Raw genomic sequence first — 21836 nt, forward strand, 5'->3', positions numbered from 1 at the left:
AAAGATTATGAAATATATTGCTGCACTTACCATTTTACTTGGAAGTTTTTTCTGCTTTCATACATTCATGTACGCTGATACCCCTATCCAAGTGGTGCAAAAAGAAGTGAAGTACATTGAGAATGATAATACCGTCTTGTATTCGAAATTATGGGTTCGTTCTATGCAAAACGTAGTATTATTTCATCATAGCGATAATGTTCGTAATCAGGACACTTTGCGTAATGTAACAAGTTCATCGCTCGTTAAAGCGAAGCAATTACCATTTAAGAAAGCATCAATGTACATTCCAAGATTATCGCAATACGTATCAAAAGCAGGGAAAGAAAATATTCAAGTGCACTACATTGCGGTGCACTATAATGTGAAAAAAGAAAATGCGTATCAATTAAATGGTATGAACTATTTTCTGCAAGTATTTGTGAAAGAGCGCGGCGAATGGAAAATTGCTGAAAGTGTAGTCGCGCCGACAGAGCAAATTGTGAAAAATGGTGATGGATTTGGGATGAAAGAAGAGATGGTGTATGGGGATAGGAGAGAGAATGTGAAATAACCTCCTCTTAGCGAGGAGGCTATTTTATTTGAAATTCCAAGATACTTTCCATTTTAATATTTTAGGTAGAAGGAAATAGGTAATTAAGCTAGCTACTAAAAATCCGATGTAAAAGCTGGGCAATGAGTGAGTACTACTTAATGTTAAACCGCCAACGATTCCAATAAGTAAAATAGCACATAGGATAACTGCTTTTTGTAGTCTCGGATATAATATGAAGTTACCATTTCGCTCATTGACAGAACGAACATATAAATATATACCAAGTGGTAATAAAAGAATAATATGTGCAATAGGTCCAATCAATGTTTTGGCTGAAGGAATGTATGAAAAATTTGGTTCATCATGACGAACTCCTTTAGGATCGGTGTAAGCATTTTGTGGATTGTAATCAAATACAATATTAAATTCTTCTGCTGGGCTAGAAATACGTAAATTTTCCGTTATATTGTTTATTTTAGTATAAATCTTTTCCCCATCTGCGTTAGAATGAACACTAATTACCCCTACCATAAGAGATGGAAGTAAGAATGGAAAAACGATTATGATAGCAGTAATTATTCCTTGGGATACGATATTTCCAGCAATCGTTCCTATACATAATGCAAGTGTATAAATAGCAATTAGCACAATTAACATGTATAGAAAGTACGTATGGAATGGGGAAAAGATTTGATATTTATTATGAAAAGTTGTTTTTTTCATAATGGCAAATAATCCCCAGTTTAAAACGACAATTGCTGCAATGTTGCAGATTCCAAACAACCATTTTGTTATATAGAGGTGTGAACGTTTAAAGGGCATAGACCACAACAAGTCGCTAGAGTTATTTTGCCTTTCCCATCCAATTAAAGTACAGGCTAGAACGATAAGTATGCTACCTAACAACAAGACAGGATTTAAAAGTGTTAAGTTAAAGTGGTAATGATATATATAGTTCCACGCTTTGTTCATCTTTAAATATTGTTGTTGTTCAATAGAAGCCATATAGTACATATATGATAAAGTATAGAAACTGCTGAGCCACAATAGCCATACAATATATTTACTTTGTTGATAAGTTCTTAGCCATAATGCTTTTTGAAACATAGGATCTCTCCTTTAAAAAACTTTATAATTTGTTAGTCGTGATAATACAACATAAGTAATGATTCCAGTCAGAAACAAACTGATATAGTAGCTAGGTAAGAAATGAAATTGATTCATTTTATAGCCACCTAATAGTGAAAAATAAATGGTTGTCCCCCATATCCATATTTTTAAATGCTTTTGGAAAATAAATATCTTTTGACTGTTTTCATTTGGTGATCGTGAATATAAATATGCGCCAAGTAATAGGTTAACTATTGTATAAAAAATAGGGACTAACATCGACTTAGCCGAATAATATTGATAAGATGCTGGATCTCTTAAAGTAGTTGGGTCTTTTTCTTTCTTTCGTGATACTGGATCATAGTCGTAAGTAATAGAAAACCGATATATTGGTGCAACTATATTTATTTTTTGATTGATTTCATAAAGTTGTTGATATAAGTCATTATTTTTAGGCGCTATAGCATCTAAATGTTGTATTGTAAGGTTGTACGCTAATGATATGAATGTAAGCCCCATTAGAAGCCACGGAATACAAAATACAACCTGGGAAACAAGGCTTCCAGTAAAAGTACCGATACATAATGCAGTTGTATAAACTGCAACATAAGAAACAATGGCATAAAGAAAGTATCGATGAAAAGGACTAAATGATTGATAATCAAAATGGATTGTTGTTCTATAAATAACGTACATAAGCCCCCAGTTTACAAGGAGACACACTATAATCCAAAATGAACCAAAAGCCCATTTAGAAAAGAAAATATCTTTTCTTGTAAATGGCATTGTTAGTAGGGCATTAGACTGGTTATTACGCTCCCATCCTATAAATAGACAAGCTAAGCAAATAATAAGAAAAGTTAGCCAAAAACTATTACCTGTCTTCGACCAAAATTCATAATAGTAATAGAATGTTCCCTTTTCTTGCAACCTATAATAATTAGCAAGTTGTAGCTCGGCTGCTTTATAGTATCCAAAAGATAAAAGATAAAGCGAACTAAAGAAGAATAGCAACACAGCATATTTCCCACGCTTCCAATTCCACATCCACAACGCCTTATGAAACATACCCATCCCCCTCAAGTGTCGTAACGAAGACATCTTCAAGTGACATTGATAATTCTTCAATGAGTATTGGTTGCTCTTTATAAAACTTCTCCAGTGTTGTAGCCACATTTTCCTCAATTAAGATTGTATATACTTTTCCTGTTTGGTTTAATATTTTAATATTGCTTAAGTTTTCTAGTTTTTGAGGTAATGAACGTTCATAAGCAACTTGTATTTTGGCAAATCGTGATTTTGCATCATCTAGTGATGTAATAGAATCTACTGTATGTCCTTTTAAAATAATGATTGTATCGGCAATTTTTTCAACTTCATCTAAATGGTGAGTGGAGATGAAAATTGTAATTTCTTTTTCTGCTACTTCTTCAACGAGAAATTGTAGAATCTGTCTTTTAACGATAGGATCAAGTCCGTTTGTCGGTTCATCTAAAATGACATATTCTGCTTTTGCAGCGAAAGCTAAAATGATCGCAAGCAGTGCTTTCATTCCTTTTGAGTAACTACGAATACGTTTGTTTGGTAAATTAAAACGTTCTAATATTTCATAAAAATATTGTTCATCAAATGCTGTATAAACCGCTTTATAAAACTTTACGATTTCCTTCACTGTATATCCGTTCAGTATGTTAGTAGAGTCTGGAACGTATACAACTTTTTGTTTAATTTCAGGATGCATATGAACATCTGTATTCTCATATGTAACAGTTCCTTCATCGGGGTCTAAAATGCCGACCATCGTTCGTAATAAAGTTGTTTTCCCCGCACCGTTTCTTCCGAGCAATCCGACGATACTACCTTTTTGTAATGTGAAAGAAACATCGTCTAAAATCGTTTGGTTATCAATTGTTTTCTTCAAGTTTGTCACTTTCAACATCTGTATTTCCTCCAATCTCTTTATAGTATGAATCTATCCAATCGTGAATTTTATCTTTCGTAATCCCAAGATAAGAGGCTTCTAGTAATAATTGATGAAATTGCTTTTCAACCATAGCGATTTTCCTTTCGTCTAATGTTGGGGTAATCGATTGGGCTACAAATGTTCCTTTTCCTCGTAATGTTTCAATAATCCCTTGTCGCTCTAATTCTTGATAAGCTTTACTTACTGTATTTGGATTTATAACGAGCAAAGAAGCAAGCTCGCGTACAGAAGGAAGTTTATCACTTGGAGCTAACATATTTTTGAGTACGAGCTCTTTTATATTTTGAACAATTTGTTCCCATATCGGAGTGTTGCTTCTTGGATCAAGTTGAATATGCAAGAGCAATGTCTCCTTCCTGATGAGTATTAAGTGTACTACTACGTGTAATACATTTAATACAATATAGGCAATGAATTTATTTGTCAACTGAAAATAATAGAAAAATATGGTATTAAAAATGTATAAATTGGAAAAAATAAGTTTGATATAGAATGGAGGGTTAGTCATGAAGCGAGTTTTTGGAATACTTGTTTGTTTCATGTTATTGCTTTCTGGTACTTCAGTTAGTTTCGCACAATCTGAGAAAACGAAGCAGGAAAAAACAGAAGAAACCACGCCGAAGTTAGCGGAACAAGCGTCGTCAGCGATCGTAATTGAGCAAGATACAGGTAAAGTTTTGTTTGATAAAAATCCGAATGAAAAGTTACCACCTGCTAGTATGACAAAGATTATGACAATGCTATTAATTATGGAACAAGTTGAAAAAGGAAAACTAAAACTAAACGATAAAGTTAGAGCGAGTGAACACGCAGCTTCAATGGGCGGATCACAAATTTTTCTAGAACCTGGGGAAGAGATGACTGTAAATGAAATGTTAAAGGGCATTGCAATTGCATCTGGAAATGATGCATCGGTTGCAGTAGCTGAGCATATCGCTGGTTCAGAAGAAGGTTTCGTAAATATGATGAACAAAAAAGCGAAAGATCTAGGATTGAAAAATACACATTTTCAAAATCCGACAGGTCTTCCAGCGAAAGATCATTATTCTACAGCGAATGATATGGCTATTATGGCGAAAGAGTTGATGAAGTATCCACTTATTCGAAAATACACAGGTAAATATGAAGACTATTTACGTGAAAATACGGATAAGAAGTTTTGGCTTGTTAATACGAATAAGCTAGTACGTTTTTATCCTGGAGTAGATGGAGTGAAAACAGGCTTTACGACAGAAGCGAAATATTGTTTAACGGCATCGGCTGAGAAAAATGGTATGCGTGTTATTTCAGTTGTAATGGGAGCACCTACATCAAAAGAGCGGAACAATCAAGTAACGAAGCTTCTTGATTATGCATTTGGACAATACATGACAAAGAAATTATATACACGTGGTGAGAAAATTAAGACTGTACAAGTAGGAAAAGGTAAGGAAGAAAAAGTAGATTTAGTTGCGTCAGACAATGTGTCTCTTCTTATGAAGAAGGGCGAAAATATGGACAAAGTTAAACAAGAAGTGATTGCTGAAAAGAAAGTGAAGGCACCGATTAAAAAAGGTGATGCACTTGGCACACTTGTTATTAAAAGAGATAAAGATGTTTTATTAAAACAAACAATTGTAGCGAAAGAAGATGTTGAGGCAGCGAGCTGGTGGGAGTTATTTAAAAGAAGTTTTGGGATGTTTTCAACATCAAAATAGCGGCGGAAATTTTGATGTTTTTCTGTTCGTATTTACTGAAATAATTGCTGAAAGGTTTCACTTTATGACGAAATAGTTCTTCTTTTGTCAGTAGGAAGGATTCTGATTTTATATCACGAAAATCTTATGTTAATGAGTAAAGTTTGAGCATAAGGAGGAAATCGTGTGAGTCTTTCCATGCATTTAGAAGTAAAACGTGACGTCTTATGTGTGAGGCTAGAGGGCGAGTTAGATCATCATACTGCTGAAGAGTTGCGAACGAAAGTCACAGATATGATTGAGACACATGGTGTTCATCATATTATTTTGAGCCTAGAGAACTTAACATTTATGGATAGTTCTGGTTTAGGCGTTATATTAGGCCGATATAAACATGTAAAGGGATTAGGTGGAGAGATGGTTGTCTGTGCAATTTCACCGCCCGTTAAACGTTTATTTGAAATGTCAGGTCTATTCAAAATTGTTCGTTTAGAAGAAAGTGAAGCGCATGCGCTCGCGACGTTGGGGGTGGCGTAGATGAGAAATGAAATGAACCTTCAATTTTCAGCGTTAAGTCAGAATGAATCATTCGCTCGTGTTACGGTAGCTGCTTTTATTGCGCAATTAGACCCGACGATGGAAGAACTAACAGAGATTAAAACAGTTGTGTCAGAAGCGGTTACAAATGCAATTATTCATGGGTATGAAGGAAATGCAGAAGGTGTTGTTTATATTTCAGTGATTTTGGAAGAAGCGATGGTGAAACTCACGATTCGAGATGAAGGGATTGGTATCTTTAACTTAGATGAAGCAAGACAACCCCTTTTTACAACTAAACCTGAATTAGAGCGTTCCGGAATGGGATTTACTATCATGGAAAATTTTATGGATGAAGTAGAAGTTATTTCAAACGAATCTTTCGGGACAACAATCCATTTGACAAAATACTTATCAAATAGTAACGCTCTATGCAATTAAGGAGAATAGCCAATGGACATAGAGGTCAGAAATGAGAAGAAGAAACCTCAGTTAAAGGACCACGAGCTAAAAGCGTTAATTCAAAAAAGTCAAGATGGAGATCAACAAGCGAGAGATACAATCGTTCAAAGTAATATGCGTCTCGTATGGTCGGTTGTACAGCGATTTCTTAATCGAGGATACGAACCAGACGATTTATTTCAAATTGGATGTATTGGGCTCTTAAAATCGGTAGATAAATTTGATTTATCTTTCGACGTGAAATTTTCAACATATGCAGTTCCAATGATTATCGGTGAAATACAACGATTTTTACGTGACGATGGATCAGTGAAAGTAAGTAGATCTTTAAAAGAAACAGGAAACAAAGTCCGAAAGATGAGAGACGAGCTTTCGAAAGAATTTGGAAGGGCTCCAACGATTAATGAGGTAGCACAGGCTCTTGAACTAACGCCGGAAGAAGTTGTTCTGGCGCAAGAAGCGAGTCGTGCTCCTTCGTCGATACATGAAACTGTGTATGAAAACGATGGAGATCCAATTACTATTTTAGATCAAATTGCAGATCAATCGGAAACGAAATGGTTTGATAAAATTGCTTTAAAAGAAGCAATTAGAGAATTGGATGAACGAGAAAGGCTAATTGTGTATTTGCGCTATTATAAAGACCAAACCCAATCAGAAGTAGCGGAGCGCATAGGCATTTCGCAAGTACAAGTTTCAAGACTTGAAAAGAAAATATTAAAACAGATGAAAGATCGAATAGATGAATAGCTATCTATTCGATTTTTTTTGTTGTAACGTATGGTTGGTCGATAGCGGCAGCATTCCTTCTAGTTGCACTAGTCATTAGTCTGAAGAAATGGAATGCACAAATACATTCAGACTCTGTCCAGCTTGAAAAAGAATGGAAGGACCGAGGTGTTTCATGATGAGTGGATCAGCGATTATGATGATGGTTATAGGTATGGTAGTCATTTGGGGAGGACTTGCATTAAGTATTGCAAATTTATTTAAGAAAAAGGCATAAGCTAAAAACATCTGTACCGAAATGGTACAGATGTTTTTTTTATGAAAAAATTGTATTAGAAAAAATTCCAATAACCATACTACAACTACGAGGAAGAGTGAAGGGGTGAATGAAAATTGGAACAAACGATTTATATTAAAATGCGCAATCGCTTAAAAGTGTCTCCTACGTATGAAGTAAAGCTGAGCGATGTTGCTCAACTTGCCGGAGATTCTTTTGTAGTTGAGTTGTTACAAAATGAAATAGTCTACAAAATAACAGCGCATGATAAAACACATGTTGTAATTGATGTTATGAAAGTGATTGAGATTATTCAACAAAAAGCGGCTCACATACAAATTAATTTACTTGGTTCTGGACAAACTCTTGTTGAAATTATATACGAAAAAAAGAAAGTGCATCCGGTTTTCTTCGGACTTGTATGGTTGTTACTTTTCATTGGAGCGGCCCTTGCAATAATTTATTTCCATGAGGATGTAAGTATGCAACAAGTACACCAACGGTTATATTACATGATTACTGGAGAATTTAAGGCGCAACCACTTTTATTTCAAATTCCTTATTCATTAGGTCTTGGATTAGGTATGGTCTTATTTTTTAATCATGTATTTCAAAAGAGAATTAATGAAGAGCCGAGCCCGTTAGAAGTTGAGATGTTTCAATATCAGCAGTCGCTTGATCAATATGTAATTGTTCATGAAAACAAGGATAATATGAAACAGATTGCTGATGATTGAGTGTGCATTTGTTGTATTAATTGGCTTAGCTGGAGGGATTGCAGTAGGTAGCGGATATGTCGCGTTTTTAGCTGTACTTGGTATAATCCCTCGTTTAGCTCAATTAACGAGAAGTGGAAAGCATATTCAATACTTTGAGTGGGCGGTCATTGCAGGTACTTTAACAGGGGCTTGGTGTAGTTTGAAAAATATTACATTTCAAACGTCACAATATTGGCTTGTTATATTAGGGATATTTTGTGGCACATTCATTGGAATGCTCGCTGCGGCGTTAACGGAAGTGTTAAACGTTTTACCTATTTTAGCGAAACGAGTAAGGGTAGAGGAGAAAATTATTGTTTTACTCGTGGCTCTTGTACTTGGGAAAGTAATAGGCTCGTTGTTTCACTGGATTTATTTCGTAAAGTAGGAGGCAATATATATGGCAGGGCGAAAATTGAAGGACGATTACATAAATAAAGTGAAGGAGTACCATCCAAAACCGAACTATTTCATAAATTGTGTGAAGGCATTTCTTGTTGGTGGACTCATTTGTACGGTGGGAGAAGTGTTGATGAAATTTTATATACATTACTTTCACTTTAGTGAGAAAGAGGCAGGAAACCCTACAGTTGCAACTCTTGTTTTACTATCAGCGATTTTAACAGGGTGTGGTGTATATGATAAAATCGGGCAGTTTTCTGGAGCGGGATCAGCAGTTCCAGTTACTGGATTTGCGAATTCTATGGCGAGTGCCGCACTAGAGCATAGGAGTGAAGGGATTGTTCTAGGAATCGCTACTAACATGTTTAAGCTTGCAGGAAGTGTCATTGTATTTGGAGTCGTCGGTGCATACATTATCGGGTTAATAAGATATACATTTCAAATTTTAATGTCTTAAAGGAGGGGTGGGTATGAGATTGACAGGAAAACAAACGTGGGTATTTCAAAATGATATCTTCGTGAATGCAACTGGTACTGCTGTCGGTCCGAAAGAAGCTGAAGGCCCTCTTGGAAAGGATTTTGATATTTCATATTCTGACTTACATTGCGGAGAGGAAAACTGGGAACTTGCTGAACGAAGATTAATGTCAGACTCAATTCAACAAGCGATGCAAAAAGGGAATATAAAAAAATCGCAAATTGATTTCTTTTTAGCGGGAGATTTATTAAACCAAACAGTGACAGCAAATTATGTTGCTCGTGAGTATGGTATTCCTTTTTTAGGGATGTTCAGCGCTTGTGCGACGTCAATGGAAACTTTGGCGATTGGATCAGCTTTTATAGATGGTGGATTTGCGAATCGTATTTTAGCTACAGTAAGTAGTCATAATGCGACGGCTGAAAGACAATTTCGTTCCCCAACAGAATACGGAGGACAAAAGCCAGGGACAGCAAACTCAACTGTTACCGGAGCAGGGTCAATATTAATTAGCAATGAGGAGAGTGCAATTAAAATAACAGCAGCAACAATTGGTAAAGTGCAAGATTTAGGAATTGCTAATCCTTTAGATATGGGATCAGCGATGGCACCAGCTGCTGCTCATACAATTCAACAACATTTTGAAGATTTGAGAAGAAGTGCAGCTGATTATGATCTTATTGTTACTGGTGATTTATCGGCTGTTGGGACACCAATTGCGAAACAACTTTTACTTGAGGAAGGGTATGATTTGGGGAATGTATACAATGATTGTGGATTAATGATTTACAATTCAAATCAAGAAGAAGTGTTTGCAGGGGGCAGTGGTTGTGCTTGTTCAGCTGTTGTAACATACGGCCATTTATTGCGTGAAATGCAAAAAGGGAATTTACAAAGAATTTTTGTCGTTGCAACTGGAGCTCTATTAAGCCCCATGATGATACAACAGAAGGAAACGATTCCAACGATTGCGCATGGTGTTGTGTTTGAAAGCGTTAAAGGAGAGTGAATTGTGGATTTTATATATGCATTTCTTGTAGGAGGAGCTATTTGTGTAATTGGACAAGTGTTGCTAGATTTCGCAAAGTTAACACCGGCACATTTAATGGCAACTTTTGTAGTCGCCGGAGCTATTTTAGACGGATTCGGATTGTACGATAAGCTTATAAAATTTGCAGGTGCTGGGGCAACAGTCCCTATTACAAGTTTTGGACACTCACTATTGCACGGGGCAATGCATGCGGCAGAAAAACATGGATATTTAGGAATTGGAATCGGTATGTTTAGCTTAATGTCTGCGGGGATTTCAGCAGCGATATTATTTTCATTTTTTGTTGCACTTATATGTAAACCGAAAGGATAAATCAAATGAGACGAAGGGTTGTTTTGGTCACAGATGGAGATGAATATGCAAAGCGGACAATTGAGCTGTTAACAAAGGAATTTGGGGGGAGGTGTATTTCAGCATCGCAAAGTAATCCGACCAAATTGACAGGGAAGAAAGTTGTTGAGCTTATTATGCAAACGCCATATGACCCTGTATTTGTCATGTTTGATGACAGCGGATTTATAGGAGAAGGATCTGGTGAAAAGGCGTTAAAGTATGTCGCAACACATAAACAAGTTGATGTACTCGGTATTTTAGCAGTAGCATCTAATACACATCATTGGGAATGGGCGCGTGTAGATGTAAGTGTAGATCGGAATGGGAATTTGACAGAATATGGCGTTGATAAATTTGGACTCCCAGATGGTGAAATTGGCAGGATTAGTGGGGATACGATTTATTGTTTAGATGGTCTGAGTGTTCCTGTCATAGTGGGGGTCGGTGATATTGGCAAGATGTGCGGAAATGATGAATGGGAGAGAGGATCACCTATTACTAGAAAAGCGATTCAATTAATTTTGGAAAGGAGTGGCTTTTATGACGAAGCCTAAAAAAGTGAATATCCCGATTTCATCTTTTTTAAGTGATAATGAAAATTATTTAAAGCAAACAGTTGGACTTGGTGTTACATACGATGTTGGTATTCGTAAATTTAAAATTTTAAATAAAGAAATTGGTGTGTTATTTGTAAATGGACTTTGTGATACGAATTATATTATCCCTATTTTAGAAGAAGCGGTGGATACAAATGAAATAAGGGATGTAGAAGAAGATACAGTAAAGCTTTTAGAGAATCGTTTAATTCATCAACAAGTAAGTAAAGTAAAAACGATGGATGATGTAATGCTCCAAGTATTATCAGGACTCATTGTTATATTTGTGGAAGGTGAAACTGAAGCGTTCGCAATAGATGTTCGTAGTTATCCGGGCCGGACACCGACAGAACCAGATACAGAAAAGGTAGTGCGTGGTGCAAGGGATGGATTTGTTGAAAATATCGTTGTAAATACAGCGTTAATTCGTAGAAGAATACGCGATCCACGTCTTCGAAATGAAATGATTCGAGTAGGGGATAGATCGCAAACGGATATTTGTATTACATATGTACAAGATGTTGCAAATCCGGATTTAGTGAAGATTATAAAACAAGAATTAAATAATATTGAAGTAGATGGGATTACGATGGCGGATAAAACGGTAGAAGAATTTGTAGTGAAACAAGGTTATAATCCATTCCCGCTTATCCGATACACAGAGAGACCAGATGTAGCAGCAAATCATCTGTTAGAAGGACATGTGTTAGTACTCGTTGATACATCACCAAGTGCTATGATCACTCCAACAACATATTTTCACCATTTACAGCATGCAGAAGAGTTTAGACAAAATCCAGCTGTAGGTACATTTTTACGTTGGGTACGTTTTTTAGGTGTTATATTTTCGCTATTCTTACTGCCGTTTTGGCTAGTTTTTGTTTTTGATCCGATTCTTTTACCGGAAAGTCTTGCTTTCATTGGACCAAATAAGATGACGCATTTACCGATTTTATTACAAATTTTGATGGCGGAAGTCGGACTCGAATTTTTAAGAATGGCCGCCATTCATACACCGACATCATTGTCGTCGGCAGCAGGATTAATTTCTGCCATATTAATTGGTCAAATTGCAATTGATGTAGGTTTGTTTGTACCAGAAGTTATTTTGTACGTAGCAGTTTCTATGATTGGAGCATACGCTACGCCAAGTTATGAGTTAGGGCTTGGGAATAAGATTGGAAAATTGTTTGTCATTATTTTAACAGGCATATTTCATGAAATGGGATTTGTCATTGGAATGACGATATTGATTCTATTTTTAACATCTATAAAAAGCTTGCAAACACCGTATTTATGGCCGTTTTTACCGTTTGATTGGGGCGCATTAACGAAAATTTTACTTCGTCCAACTATGTCTAGTTTAAAGGTTCGTCCAAGTATTGTAAGACCTCAAAATGTGCGAAGACAAAAATAAGCGGGATTATGCTCCGCTTATTTTTTATTGAAAATTTATTGTTTTTTTAACAAAAATCAAACATTTTTTTTGTACAATTAGAGTAGATATTGTGTATGGAAGGGGAAGAGGACATGATTAAACTATTTGTAAGTGATTTAGATGATACACTCGTTTACAATATGAATGATATGCAAAAAGAAGATGAACGAGCGCTTTGTTGGCTAGCTGAAAACGGGACAAATATTTGTTTTGCCTCTGGCCGTTTTACTCACCGAATTGATGAGGCGGTAAAAAGGTTTTCGTTCCCGTATTACACAACTAGTTTAAATGGAGCGACAATGATACTACCGGATGGAAAAGTATTTCATGAATCGAGTTTTGAAGATGGGGTTGCCCAGGAAATATATCGATATATACATAAAAAGGGACTAGCAGATATTGTTTGTGCAAATGAGCAGCGATATACAAAAAGGAAGAATGAACATCACCATACTTTTGAAGAGTATATGGGAGTGCATATTGCTGAAATCGAAGAGTTAGAAGAGGAATTTGGGAAGACTGTACATCCTGCGAAATTATTTGTTTTTGGCGAAGAAGAAAAAATTGTAGCATTAGATCAAGAGTTGAGAGATACATTTCATAGCGAAGCGGAAGTCTTTATATCGGGTAAGCGATATGTTGACATTATGCCAAGAGGTGTAAGTAAAGGAAGCGCTCTGAAGCGATTAATGGAACATTTACAAATTGAAGCAAATGAAGTTGCATGTATTGGAGATTCTTTCAATGATATTTCTATGTTTGAAGTAACCCCGCACTCCTTCACCCTCCATCATGCTCATCCGTATGTGAAGGAGAAAGCAAATTATGTTGTCCGTTCGGTTGAAGAAGCTATTATGAAATTACCGTTACTTGTATAAAAAAGAAGCTCGTCATTGGCGAGCTTCTTTTTTTACTTGAATAAAGATTTAACGAAATCAATGATACTAGAGAAGAAATCTTTTACTTTATCCAGGAAACTTTGCCCTTCATCAGATCCTAAGAAGGCAGACACATGGTCTTTTGCTTTTTCTAATTGGCTACCAACTTGGTTCCAATCGATATTAAGATTTTTCATTTTATCAAATAACGATACTAAGTTATCCAACTGTTCATCTGTTAATGTAATGCCAAGTTGATCAGCAATTTTTTTAATTAATGAACGTAAATCTTCAGTGGTTTTGGGCTGTTCTTTTGCAATTTCTTCTTTAATTTTTGCAACAAGTTGAACTGCTTTTTCTTCGCCGATTTTATCACCAAGCTGGGCTGTTTGTACCATTTCTTCATTGGCTACTTTTTTTACTTCTTCAGGAATGGCTTTGTTTGATGTTGTTTCATAGGCCTTCATTAAACCTGTTAAAGCAGCAGTTCCTGAAACTTTAAATGGTGCAGTAATTTGAATCTCTGCATCTTTCACACCTGCTGTAATAAGTGCATTTGTGTACATTGCATCTGTTATCGAATTAATGTTTTTTGAGCGTACAATGAGACCTGACCCTGGTTTTGTGTATGTAATCATAGAAGAGGAAATTGCTCTCGTACCAATTTGCGCTTTTGGAACAATTCCTTCTAGAAATTTATGTTCTTCCGCATTAGACACAGTGATGATTGTAGCATCTTTTGGTGCTTTCATTTCTTTTAACAGCTCTTGTTTTTGTTGTTCAGATAAGTTTTCTCCTAGTGTAACAATTGATTCTCCCTCAATGATGTCTGCAAATGAAGCTGTTGGCATAATAAATACGGCTACAGCTAATAGCAGAGCTAGTAATTTCGTTTTCACGAAAAATCGCTCCCTTTCTCTTTCTTAAATTTTCGGGCAACACAGTTATTATAGTATATTTTTCTTATTTGTCACCTAGCTTCTTCCACATTTCAAAAAAGAAGTATGCAGATTGTCGGATTCTTTTTGTTTCTCGTCATGAATATGGTAATATAGTGCTGAGATAGTTGAAAGGAGACATATACATATGAAAACTTTAGGATACATATTAATGGAAAATGGCGAAAAAATCGATTTAGAATTTTTCCCAGAAGAGGCACCAAAAACAGTAGAAAACTTTAAAAAATTAGCAGAGCAAGGATTTTATGATGGTGTGACATTCCACCGCGTTATTCCTGGCTTCGTAAGCCAAGGTGGAGACCCAACAGGCACAGGTGCAGGTGGCCCAGGTTACTCTATCCCATGTGAAACTGATGGAAATCCTCATAGACATCTTGTTGGATCACTTTCTATGGCACATGCTGGTCGTAATACAGGTGGTAGCCAATTTTTTGTTGTTCATGAGCCACAACCGCATTTAGATGGCGTACATACTGTATTCGGTAAAGCAACAAGCGGTATTGAAACGGTATTAAACATGCGTCAAGGCGATGCAATGAAAGAAGTTAAAGTTTGGGAAGAATAAGTTACGAGAAAAAGAGAGCGATTTTGCTCTCTTTTTTTATTTCCTATAAACAGGGATTGGTATATATTTTAAAGTATATGACACAAATAGGACGGCTACTAACGTTAAATTATATTGTTCATGAGAACAAACTTTTAACAAAATACATAGGATGGAGTACGAATTATATGCTTCAATAAATGTATTTCTCTTAACATATTGCTTTTAGTAGAACTACTTTGTTCAAAAGTGGTTAATAAGTGAAATGTGATGAGAAAGGGATTTTTCTTTTAGTTCCTATATAGTATTGTCTCTTTTTTGAGCGGTGTAATAGAAAGAAATAGCGTGAAAACATATATTTGACTTTCTTCTTAACGCTTTGTATGATTATCAAGTTGTTTCAGCCCCTTCTCACTCTGGTAAAAATATTGTAGAATGAATGTGATATGAAAAGAGTGATTGAGGGGATAAATAGTTTGTAACTTTTGTAAGAAGGGATAAGGGTTATGTTAATTCGTTTTAAAAAAAGTTATGAAAAAATTGCAATGGGGCTTCTTTCATTTATGCCAACTGAAAAAGATGTGAAAACATTACAATTGACAATGAAAGAGTATGAGGCGAAAGAGGATTGGCAATTGTATTTGTGGAAACAAAATGAAGATTTTGTTGGGATAATGGGGATTATAAAAAAAGAAGATCAGGTATTGGAAATTCAGCATTTGAGCGTGAATCCGTCTCACCGTCATATGGGGATTGGGACGAAGATGGTTCAAGAGCTTAAGAGTAAATTTCTTGAGTTTACAATTTGCGGAAATGAGCAAACAGCAAGTTTTTGCAAAAAGTGTAAAGAGCTTGAACAAAATATACATTCATGAAAGCAGGGATAAGTAGTTTATTATCTCTGCTTTCTTTTTTGTAGTTGTTCGTGTCGTTCAGAAATGACTTCTGTTCGATCACGCAATGTGTGCTTATTTATGATGTATTCACCAGGAATGACGTTCGCATCTTTCCAAGAGAGGTTTTGTTTCTTACATAACTGTATGCATTGTTTTTCTAACGATACGTCTAATAAGGGTAAAAATAACGGGGCGAAATTTTCCTTTTTGTGGATAGATTGTAATCTTTCATTTAATAAGAATGTAAGTTGTTTATGATCTATTCCGAATTGATGTAATTGCGCGCTGCTCTTTTCTAAAATTGTTATTGCGCTTTTTATCATCTTCTCTGCACCATTCCAATTGGATCGTCTATGATGGTATGAGGAAACAGCAATTTGAATGAGGCCGACTAAGTAATTGTCACGTTCTCCTCTAGGTTTTAATTTCCAATATTCTTCTAATATTTCATGACATTCAAAATAATCATAGTCTCCGTGAAAATGAATTAAAAATTGTACGTACTCGGTAGGATACATTTTATTCGCTCCTGTCTAACGGTTATATGTACAGTTTATCATAGAAATATTAACAATAAGCGACTAGGGAAATATCCCTAGTCGCTTTATTGCGTCCTATTAGCAGAAGCAAGCTGCTCCTACAATGATTAGTAAAATGAACAGTACAACAAGTAATGCGAACCCACCGCTAAAACCGCAATCAACGTGACCCATAGTTTTTTGACCTCCTACATTGTTCTTACTACATTGTTATCATATGAAGCGGTGGGCATTATGACATGGGCATAGGTCTATTTTTAATTAAATTTCTTAAAAAGGTTGGATAGAACATGAGTATGCTCTATACTTATGGTGTTATAGAAAAAATGTGGTGGGATGCTTTGTGCAGTATAATTTTAAAGTAGAGGCTTTTGAAGGGCCTTTAGATCTATTGTTACACTTAATAAATCGTTACGAAATTGATATATATAATATTCCTGTAGCGAAAATTACAGAGCAATATCTATCTTATGTCCATACGATGAAAGAATTACAATTAGATGTTGCCAGTGAGTATTTAGTAATGGCTGCAACGTTATTACAAATTAAAAGTAAAATGTTGTTACCGAAACAAGAAGAAGATGTACCTGATAACGGTGAAGACTTTATAGATGATCCTCGTCAAGAATTGATGGAGAGGTTAATTGAATATAAGAAATATAAGCAAGTTGCTACTGAGTTAAAAGAAAGAGAACAAGAAAGAGCACAGCTATATACACGTCCGCCAATTGATTTTACATCATTTCAACAAGAAGAGGAGACAAGCTTACCTCTTGATGTTACGTTATATGATATGTTAGCGGCATTTCAAAAGCTAATGCGTCGTAAAAAAGCAAAAACCCCCGTAACAACGCGAATTACTCGCCAAGAAATACCAATTGCACAGCGAATGACTGATATTCTACAACAGTTAGAAGTAAGAGGCGGTCGTCAAAGCTTTTATGATTTGTTTGCTGATGAAGAACGTGAAATAATGGTTGTAACATTTTTAGCGGTTCTTGAGCTAATGAAAAATCAACAAATCATAATTGAGCAGGAACATAATTTTGATGAAATTTTCGTATCAAGCTCTAATAAATCCGTATAGAGTTGATGTGAAGATGGGATAGAAATATTTTATCTCATGTTAGGTTTTAATGTATCGTTTGGAACGAGAGAAGAAATATTGAACCGAACGCATTTACTGTGATTCGGTTTTTTTATGTGTGTTTTTTATGGGAAATAGGAGGAAGGAGTTCGTAAAATGGATAGAAAAGAACAAAAATCGATTATTGAAGGGCTTTTATTTGTTGCAGGTGACGAAGGGATTTATCCGGAACAGATAGCTAAAGTTCTGGAAGTTGAAGTGGAAGAAGTAATAAACAGTATAGAGGAAATGCAAAAAGAATGCGAAGGATCGAATCGCGGTTTGCAAATTGTACAATATGCAAAAGTGTATCGTTTTGCAACAAAGAAAGAACATGCTTCGTACTATCAAAAATTAATAGATACTCCAACCGCGGCTTCACTTTCTCAAGCAGCTCTTGAAACGTTGGCAATCGTTGCGTACCGTCAACCGATTACAAGAACAGAAATGGAAGAGATTCGAGGTGTGAAAACGGACAAGGCATTACAAACGTTAGTTTCACACTTACTTATAAAAGAAACGGGAAGAGCGGAAGGACCAGGGCGCCCTATTTTATACGGAACGACGAAAGAATTTTTAGATACGTTTGGATTGAAAACATTAGATGATTTACCACCTCTTTCGGAAGAAAATGAACAAATGAATGAAGCAGATTTATTCTTTGGTTCTTTACAGGAATTATCAAAATAAAAGCTTAGCATTTTGCTAAGCTTTTTTTGTATATCAATTACAGAGCGTGCCATACTAAATGAAAAAAGGAGACGAGTTATGAAAGGTGTACGGAGTATTCTATTGTTGGTTTCTGTTTTATTATGTTTTTCGTTAAACAGCGCATCGGCTAAAAGATATATGATGTCTATTCATACTGCGTCTTCTATACATATGCAGCGGCAACATTTTGGTAAAATGAAAGTGAGTTTTTTAAAAGTTGGACAAGGTGATGCGACACTTATTACATTGCCAAATGGTCAAACGATGTTAATAGATGGGGGTCCTTATGAAGCGGGAGAGGTCATTATTCAAAAACTAATTGAAAAAAGAATTAATCATTTAGATGTGATTGTAAGTACTCATCCTGATATGGACCATATAGGAGGACTTATTCCAATTGTAGAGCAAATGCCAGTTTCCCTCGTATTAGATAGCGGGAAAACATATAGTTCATTTACTTATCATACGTATCGAAATAACATTAAAAAAAGGGGCATTCCTTTCATTTCAGTGAAGGAAGGACAATACATACCGCTAGATCCACATGTTTCTATACAAGTATTGAACAATGGGAAATCGAAAGACGAGAATAACGAGTCTTCAATTGTATTAAAGATTCGATATGGTAAAGCGGACTTTTTATTAATGGGTGATGCTGATATACGGACAGAAAATGAAATATTAAAGCAATTTGATGTACATGCAGATGTATTAAAAGTAGGGCATCATGGCTCGTATACTTCAACGAGTGAAACATTCTTAAAAAAAGTAGACCCACAATTCGCTATTCTTTCGTACGGGAGTAGAAATCCATATGGACATCCTCATCAAAGTGTTGTAAGACGATTAAAACAGCGTGGTATAATGATATACGGAACAAACAAGCGTACAGTAGAAATAGAAACAGACGGTGAACATATTACTATGGGGTCGAGTGGTCTTATGCCACTACTTAAGTGATTAATTATATAAGAGGGTATTTTCCATTTTGGAAAAAATGAATAACATATATTATAATGAAAAAGAAATAAATTTCCTTTTTTCTGCTGAATGAAGAGGAAATTTCATTAGAATGTATAGACAACTACTCGTGTGTATATTAAGATGGAATTAGGCGAATAAGGTAATAATAACAAGTAGGTATTTCATGGGAAAGGATCGATGAAAATGAAAACGCAAGTTGTCATCAATGCCAAAATTTATACAGGTAAAGAAGTAGTGGAAAACGGATTTATTCGTTACACAGAAACAATTAAAGAAATTGGTTTGATGGCTCAATATGTATCACAAGAAAATGAAACTGTGTTAGATGCGGCAGGAAAGATTGTGATTCCAGGTATGATTGATGTTCATATTCATGGTGGATACGATATTGATGCGATGGATGCAAATAGCGATGGATTAGTAACTCTTGGTAAAGAAATGTTAAAAGAAGGAGTTACAACTTACTTCCCAACAACAATGACACAAGCTCCAGAAGCGATTGAAGCGGCGCTAAGTGCTGCGAAGGAAGCGAAAGATAAGGGAGCACATTTCGAATATATTCACTTAGAAGGACCATATGTTTCAAAAAAACGTGCGGGTGCACAACCACTTGAACATATTGTTCCTGCGAGTATCGAGCAATTTAAACAATGGCAGGAAGCAAGTGGTAATCTAATTAAATTAGTAACATATGCACCGGAAGAAGAAGGTGCGTTAGAGTTTGAACAGTATCTTGCTGAAACAGGTGTTGTTGGCACAATGGGGCATACAGATGCAATTGATGCACAACTGAAAAATAGAAAAATTACACATGCAACACATTTATACAATCAAATGCGTGGATTACATCATCGTGAACCAGGAGTTGTTGGTCATGTGTTATTAAATCCAGATGTAATGGTTGAAGTAATTACAGATGGTATTCACATTCACCCTGATATGGTGAAATTAGCATATAAATTAAAAGGACCGAAAAAAGTAAGTGTCATTACAGATGCAATGCGTGCAAAAGGTCTTGAAGAAGGATTATATGAGCTTGGCGGACAGCCAGTACATGTAAAAGATGGCAGTGCCCGATTAGAAGATGGAACGTTAGCTGGTAGTATTTTAAAAATGGATCAAGCTTTCCGAAATGTAATTGAATTTACAGGATGTTCAATCGAGGAGGCAGTGTTAATGACATCAGTTAACCAAGCAGAAGAATTTGGATTAAATAATAAAGGCGCGTTAGCGGTAGGTAAAGATGCAGACTTTGTTGTTATGACTGAAGAATTACATGTATATGATACGGTTCGTTTAGGAATTCATATGAAGGAAGGGAAGTAATTAGATGAATATTCTAGTTGTAAAAACTCCAGAAGAATTAGCAGAAGCAGGTTATAAGTTAATTAAAGAGGTTGTAAAATCAAAAGAAAATCCAACTTTAGGAATGGCTACAGGAAGCTCTCCATTAGGTATTTATGCAGAAATGCGAAAAAATAAACTTGATACAAGTCATGCAACCACTGTAAACTTAGATGAGTACGTAAATTTACCACACGAAGATAAAAACAGCTATCACTATTTCATGCAAGAACAGTTGTTTGATCATCTTCCATTTAAACAAACTTATGTACCGAATGGGATGGCAAGTGATTTAGAGGAAGAGTGCAAGCGTTATGAAGGCATTCTAGTAGCTAACCCAGTTGACTTACAGATTCTTGGAATCGGTGAAAACGGTCACATCGGATTTAATGAGCCAGGAACACCATTTAATTCTCCAACTAACATTGTAGAATTAACAGAATCTACACGCCAAGCAAATCTTCGCTTCTTTGAAAATGAAGAAGATGTGCCGACTCATGCGATTACAATGGGAATTGGAAGTATTATGAAAGCGAAACAAATTCTACTTGTTGCTATGGGATCTAAAAAGGCAGAAGCTATTAAAGAATTATTGCAAGGTGAATATAGTGAGGCGTGTCCTGCTACAGTTTTACAACGTCATCCGAATGTAACCGTAATCGCAGATCCAGAAGCTCTATCTTTATGCAGTGAGGCGATTGCTGATGAACATCGACAAGTATTCACCATTTCCGATCTATTATCAGATTCAAGAGTGGGTGAAACAGCTAATTGAGGACGGCGAATGGAAGCCGGGAGATAAAATTCCATCTGAGAATGAACTTTGTGATAAGTTCGAAGTGAGTCGTATGACAATCAGACAGGCGATTAATAACTTAGTGGAACAAGGCTATTTATACCGGAAACGTGGGATTGGAACGTTCGTCCAACTTCCGAAAGTGGAGCAAAAGTTGCAAGGGATGACGGGATTCACAGAAGATATGATATCTCGTGGTATGAAACCGAGCAGCCAGTTATTAAGTTTCCGCCTAGTTCCAGCTACTGCTAAAATAGCAGACCGGCTGAGAATACAAGAGGGAGAATCGGTTTATGAAGTGAGGCGTACGCGCTTAGCTGATGACGAACCGATTGCATTTGAGACGACATATTTGTCGCCAACTCTTGTGAAAGATATTAACGAAGAAATATTGCAACAATCTTTATATGAACATTTAGAGAAAAAACTGGGCTTTAAGCTTGTTCGCGCTACTCAATCAATTGAAGCTTCAATTGCAACGGATAATGAAGCTGAACATCTGCATATTCCTAAAAAGGCGCCTGTACTTGTAATGCGTCAATGGTCATATTCAGAAGGTGAGTTACCGTTAGAGTATGTGAAATGTATTTATCGTGGGGATCGTTACAAGTTTATTACGAACATCGCACGTAACAAGTAATATATTTCAGTTTGTGAAGTACAGTGAACTTTGATGTTTTCAACATGTAAAGA

The 21836-nt window shown here is 35.9% G+C and carries 29 protein-coding genes; 22 read left to right on the forward strand and 7 right to left on the reverse strand.

Translation table 11 applies throughout. The features are described 5' to 3' along the window. The first annotated feature begins 7 nt into the window (after positions 1 to 7). Complete coding sequence (locus JFU18_RS22665) at positions 8 to 553, forward strand: hypothetical protein (protein ID WP_201034287.1); 546 nt, start codon at positions 8 to 10, stop codon at positions 551 to 553. 24 nt (positions 554 to 577) lie between these two features. Here JFU18_RS22665 and JFU18_RS22670 read toward each other — a convergent pair whose 3' ends face one another. From JFU18_RS22670 to JFU18_RS22685, 4 genes are read right to left on the reverse strand one after another with little or no spacing between them, the layout of a single operon-like run. Then, positions 578 to 1642, reverse strand: coding sequence for an ABC transporter permease subunit (locus JFU18_RS22670; protein WP_201034286.1), 1065 nt, complete (start codon positions 1640 to 1642; stop codon positions 578 to 580). A gap of 12 nt (positions 1643 to 1654) precedes the next feature. After that, positions 1655 to 2713 (reverse strand): ABC transporter permease subunit, encoded by a 1059-nt coding sequence (locus JFU18_RS22675; protein ID WP_201034285.1) that lies wholly within the window; start codon positions 2711 to 2713, stop codon positions 1655 to 1657. Then, positions 2703 to 3584: an ABC transporter ATP-binding protein gene (locus JFU18_RS22680; RefSeq protein ID WP_002190574.1), complete on the reverse strand. Its 882-nt coding sequence runs from the start codon at positions 3582 to 3584 to the stop codon at positions 2703 to 2705. The genes JFU18_RS22675 and JFU18_RS22680 overlap by 11 nt, the downstream gene beginning before the upstream one ends. Beyond that, a complete protein-coding gene (locus tag JFU18_RS22685) occupies positions 3550 to 3969 on the reverse strand; it encodes a GntR family transcriptional regulator (protein ID WP_002033900.1) in 420 nt (139 codons plus the stop codon). Before JFU18_RS22685 ends, JFU18_RS22680 begins: the two co-directional genes overlap by 35 nt. Before the next feature lie 166 nt (positions 3970 to 4135). On the opposite strand from JFU18_RS22685, the gene dacF reads away from it, so the two are divergent. The 13 genes from dacF to JFU18_RS22750 all read left to right on the forward strand — a co-directional run bounded on the left by dacF (position 4136) and on the right by JFU18_RS22750 (position 13244). Then, on the forward strand, positions 4136 to 5326 hold the full coding sequence (dacF, locus tag JFU18_RS22690) for a serine-type D-Ala-D-Ala carboxypeptidase DacF (protein ID WP_002088461.1): 1191 nt from the start codon (positions 4136 to 4138) through the stop codon (positions 5324 to 5326). A gap of 165 nt (positions 5327 to 5491) precedes the next feature. Then, entirely contained in the window at positions 5492 to 5842 is a 351-nt protein-coding gene (spoIIAA, locus tag JFU18_RS22695) for an anti-sigma F factor antagonist (RefSeq protein WP_002128957.1), read from the forward strand. Further along, a complete protein-coding gene (spoIIAB, locus tag JFU18_RS22700; RefSeq protein ID WP_001243400.1) occupies positions 5843 to 6283 on the forward strand; it encodes an anti-sigma F factor in 441 nt (146 codons plus the stop codon). 12 nt (positions 6284 to 6295) lie between these two features. After that, on the forward strand, positions 6296 to 7054 hold the full coding sequence (gene sigF, locus JFU18_RS22705) for an RNA polymerase sporulation sigma factor SigF (RefSeq protein ID WP_002014922.1): 759 nt from the start codon (positions 6296 to 6298) through the stop codon (positions 7052 to 7054). Between the two features lie 157 nt (positions 7055 to 7211). Next, the gene (locus JFU18_RS22710; protein ID WP_000016829.1) at positions 7212 to 7310 is read left to right on the forward strand and encodes a methionine/alanine import family NSS transporter small subunit; all 99 of its coding nucleotides are present in this window, start codon (positions 7212 to 7214) and stop codon (positions 7308 to 7310) included. Positions 7311 to 7426: 116 nt separating this feature from the next. Continuing rightward, positions 7427 to 8047 (forward strand): stage V sporulation protein AA, encoded by a 621-nt coding sequence (locus tag JFU18_RS22715; protein ID WP_002067040.1) that lies wholly within the window; start codon positions 7427 to 7429, stop codon positions 8045 to 8047. Continuing rightward, complete coding sequence (gene spoVAB, locus JFU18_RS22720) at positions 8040 to 8456, forward strand: stage V sporulation protein SpoVAB (protein ID WP_016092269.1); 417 nt, start codon at positions 8040 to 8042, stop codon at positions 8454 to 8456. Before JFU18_RS22715 ends, spoVAB begins: the two co-directional genes overlap by 8 nt. A gap of 12 nt (positions 8457 to 8468) precedes the next feature. After that, complete coding sequence (spoVAC, locus tag JFU18_RS22725) at positions 8469 to 8927, forward strand: stage V sporulation protein AC (protein WP_002128953.1); 459 nt, start codon at positions 8469 to 8471, stop codon at positions 8925 to 8927. A gap of 13 nt (positions 8928 to 8940) precedes the next feature. After that, the gene (spoVAD, locus tag JFU18_RS22730; protein WP_002165116.1) at positions 8941 to 9957 is read left to right on the forward strand and encodes a stage V sporulation protein AD; all 1017 of its coding nucleotides are present in this window, start codon (positions 8941 to 8943) and stop codon (positions 9955 to 9957) included. Between the two features lie 3 nt (positions 9958 to 9960). After that, a complete protein-coding gene (spoVAE, locus tag JFU18_RS22735; protein ID WP_201034284.1) occupies positions 9961 to 10311 on the forward strand; it encodes a stage V sporulation protein AE in 351 nt (116 codons plus the stop codon). A 5-nt stretch (positions 10312 to 10316) separates the two neighbouring features. Continuing rightward, positions 10317 to 10886, forward strand: coding sequence for a stage V sporulation protein SpoVABEA (spoVAEA, locus tag JFU18_RS22740; RefSeq protein ID WP_201034283.1), 570 nt, complete (start codon positions 10317 to 10319; stop codon positions 10884 to 10886). Beyond that, positions 10873 to 12345 carry a spore germination protein SpoVAF gene (gene spoVAF / locus JFU18_RS22745; RefSeq protein ID WP_201034282.1) on the forward strand — a complete coding sequence of 491 codons (1473 nt, stop codon included), beginning with the start codon at positions 10873 to 10875 and terminating at the stop codon, positions 12343 to 12345. The genes spoVAEA and spoVAF overlap by 14 nt, the downstream gene beginning before the upstream one ends. A 95-nt stretch (positions 12346 to 12440) precedes the next feature. Beyond that, positions 12441 to 13244 (forward strand): Cof-type HAD-IIB family hydrolase, encoded by an 804-nt coding sequence (locus tag JFU18_RS22750; protein WP_002014913.1) that lies wholly within the window; start codon positions 12441 to 12443, stop codon positions 13242 to 13244. 32 nt (positions 13245 to 13276) lie between these two features. Here the strand turns inward: JFU18_RS22750 and JFU18_RS22755 are convergent, their stop codons facing one another. After that, a complete protein-coding gene (locus JFU18_RS22755) occupies positions 13277 to 14143 on the reverse strand; it encodes a DUF1002 domain-containing protein (RefSeq protein ID WP_002033908.1) in 867 nt (288 codons plus the stop codon). Positions 14144 to 14330: 187 nt separating this feature from the next. Between JFU18_RS22755 and JFU18_RS22760 the strand changes: the two genes are divergently transcribed. Beyond that, the gene (locus JFU18_RS22760) at positions 14331 to 14768 is read left to right on the forward strand and encodes a peptidylprolyl isomerase (RefSeq protein WP_002190570.1); all 438 of its coding nucleotides are present in this window, start codon (positions 14331 to 14333) and stop codon (positions 14766 to 14768) included. 485 nt (positions 14769 to 15253) lie between these two features. Next, entirely contained in the window at positions 15254 to 15622 is a 369-nt protein-coding gene (gene ribT, locus JFU18_RS22765) for a GNAT family N-acetyltransferase RibT (RefSeq protein ID WP_000908403.1), read from the forward strand. A 20-nt stretch (positions 15623 to 15642) separates the two neighbouring features. On the opposite strand, the gene JFU18_RS22770 is transcribed toward ribT, so the two are convergent. Together JFU18_RS22770 and JFU18_RS22775 are read right to left on the reverse strand one after the other, a co-directional pair. Further along, positions 15643 to 16161 carry a DUF309 domain-containing protein gene (locus tag JFU18_RS22770; RefSeq protein WP_063218952.1) on the reverse strand — a complete coding sequence of 173 codons (519 nt, stop codon included), beginning with the start codon at positions 16159 to 16161 and terminating at the stop codon, positions 15643 to 15645. A gap of 99 nt (positions 16162 to 16260) precedes the next feature. Continuing rightward, the gene (locus JFU18_RS22775) at positions 16261 to 16356 is read right to left on the reverse strand and encodes a YjcZ family sporulation protein (RefSeq protein ID WP_000510194.1); all 96 of its coding nucleotides are present in this window, start codon (positions 16354 to 16356) and stop codon (positions 16261 to 16263) included. A 169-nt stretch (positions 16357 to 16525) separates the two neighbouring features. On the opposite strand from JFU18_RS22775, the gene JFU18_RS22780 reads away from it, so the two are divergent. From JFU18_RS22780 to phnF, 6 genes are all read left to right on the forward strand, one after another. After that, positions 16526 to 17269 (forward strand): segregation/condensation protein A, encoded by a 744-nt coding sequence (locus JFU18_RS22780; RefSeq protein ID WP_002143025.1) that lies wholly within the window; start codon positions 16526 to 16528, stop codon positions 17267 to 17269. 156 nt (positions 17270 to 17425) lie between these two features. Continuing rightward, positions 17426 to 17998 carry an SMC-Scp complex subunit ScpB gene (gene scpB / locus JFU18_RS22785; RefSeq protein ID WP_002128944.1) on the forward strand — a complete coding sequence of 191 codons (573 nt, stop codon included), beginning with the start codon at positions 17426 to 17428 and terminating at the stop codon, positions 17996 to 17998. Between the two features lie 78 nt (positions 17999 to 18076). Then, on the forward strand, positions 18077 to 18979 hold the full coding sequence (locus JFU18_RS22790) for a ComEC/Rec2 family competence protein (RefSeq protein ID WP_002190566.1): 903 nt from the start codon (positions 18077 to 18079) through the stop codon (positions 18977 to 18979). A gap of 207 nt (positions 18980 to 19186) precedes the next feature. Further along, on the forward strand, positions 19187 to 20329 hold the full coding sequence (nagA, locus tag JFU18_RS22795; protein ID WP_002165119.1) for an N-acetylglucosamine-6-phosphate deacetylase: 1143 nt from the start codon (positions 19187 to 19189) through the stop codon (positions 20327 to 20329). A 4-nt stretch (positions 20330 to 20333) separates the two neighbouring features. Further along, the gene (gene nagB / locus JFU18_RS22800; RefSeq protein WP_002033913.1) at positions 20334 to 21122 is read left to right on the forward strand and encodes a glucosamine-6-phosphate deaminase; all 789 of its coding nucleotides are present in this window, start codon (positions 20334 to 20336) and stop codon (positions 21120 to 21122) included. Beyond that, positions 21052 to 21783, forward strand: a complete 732-nt coding sequence (phnF, locus tag JFU18_RS22805; protein ID WP_071746946.1) for a phosphonate metabolism transcriptional regulator PhnF — start codon at positions 21052 to 21054, stop codon at positions 21781 to 21783. Before nagB ends, phnF begins: the two co-directional genes overlap by 71 nt. Positions 21784 to 21836: the final 53 nt, after the last annotated feature.

It is taken from the genome of Bacillus sp. TH22, assembly GCF_016651015.1.
In the GTDB taxonomy this organism is placed as follows: Bacteria; Bacillota; Bacilli; order Bacillales; family Bacillaceae_G; genus Bacillus_A; species Bacillus_A mycoides.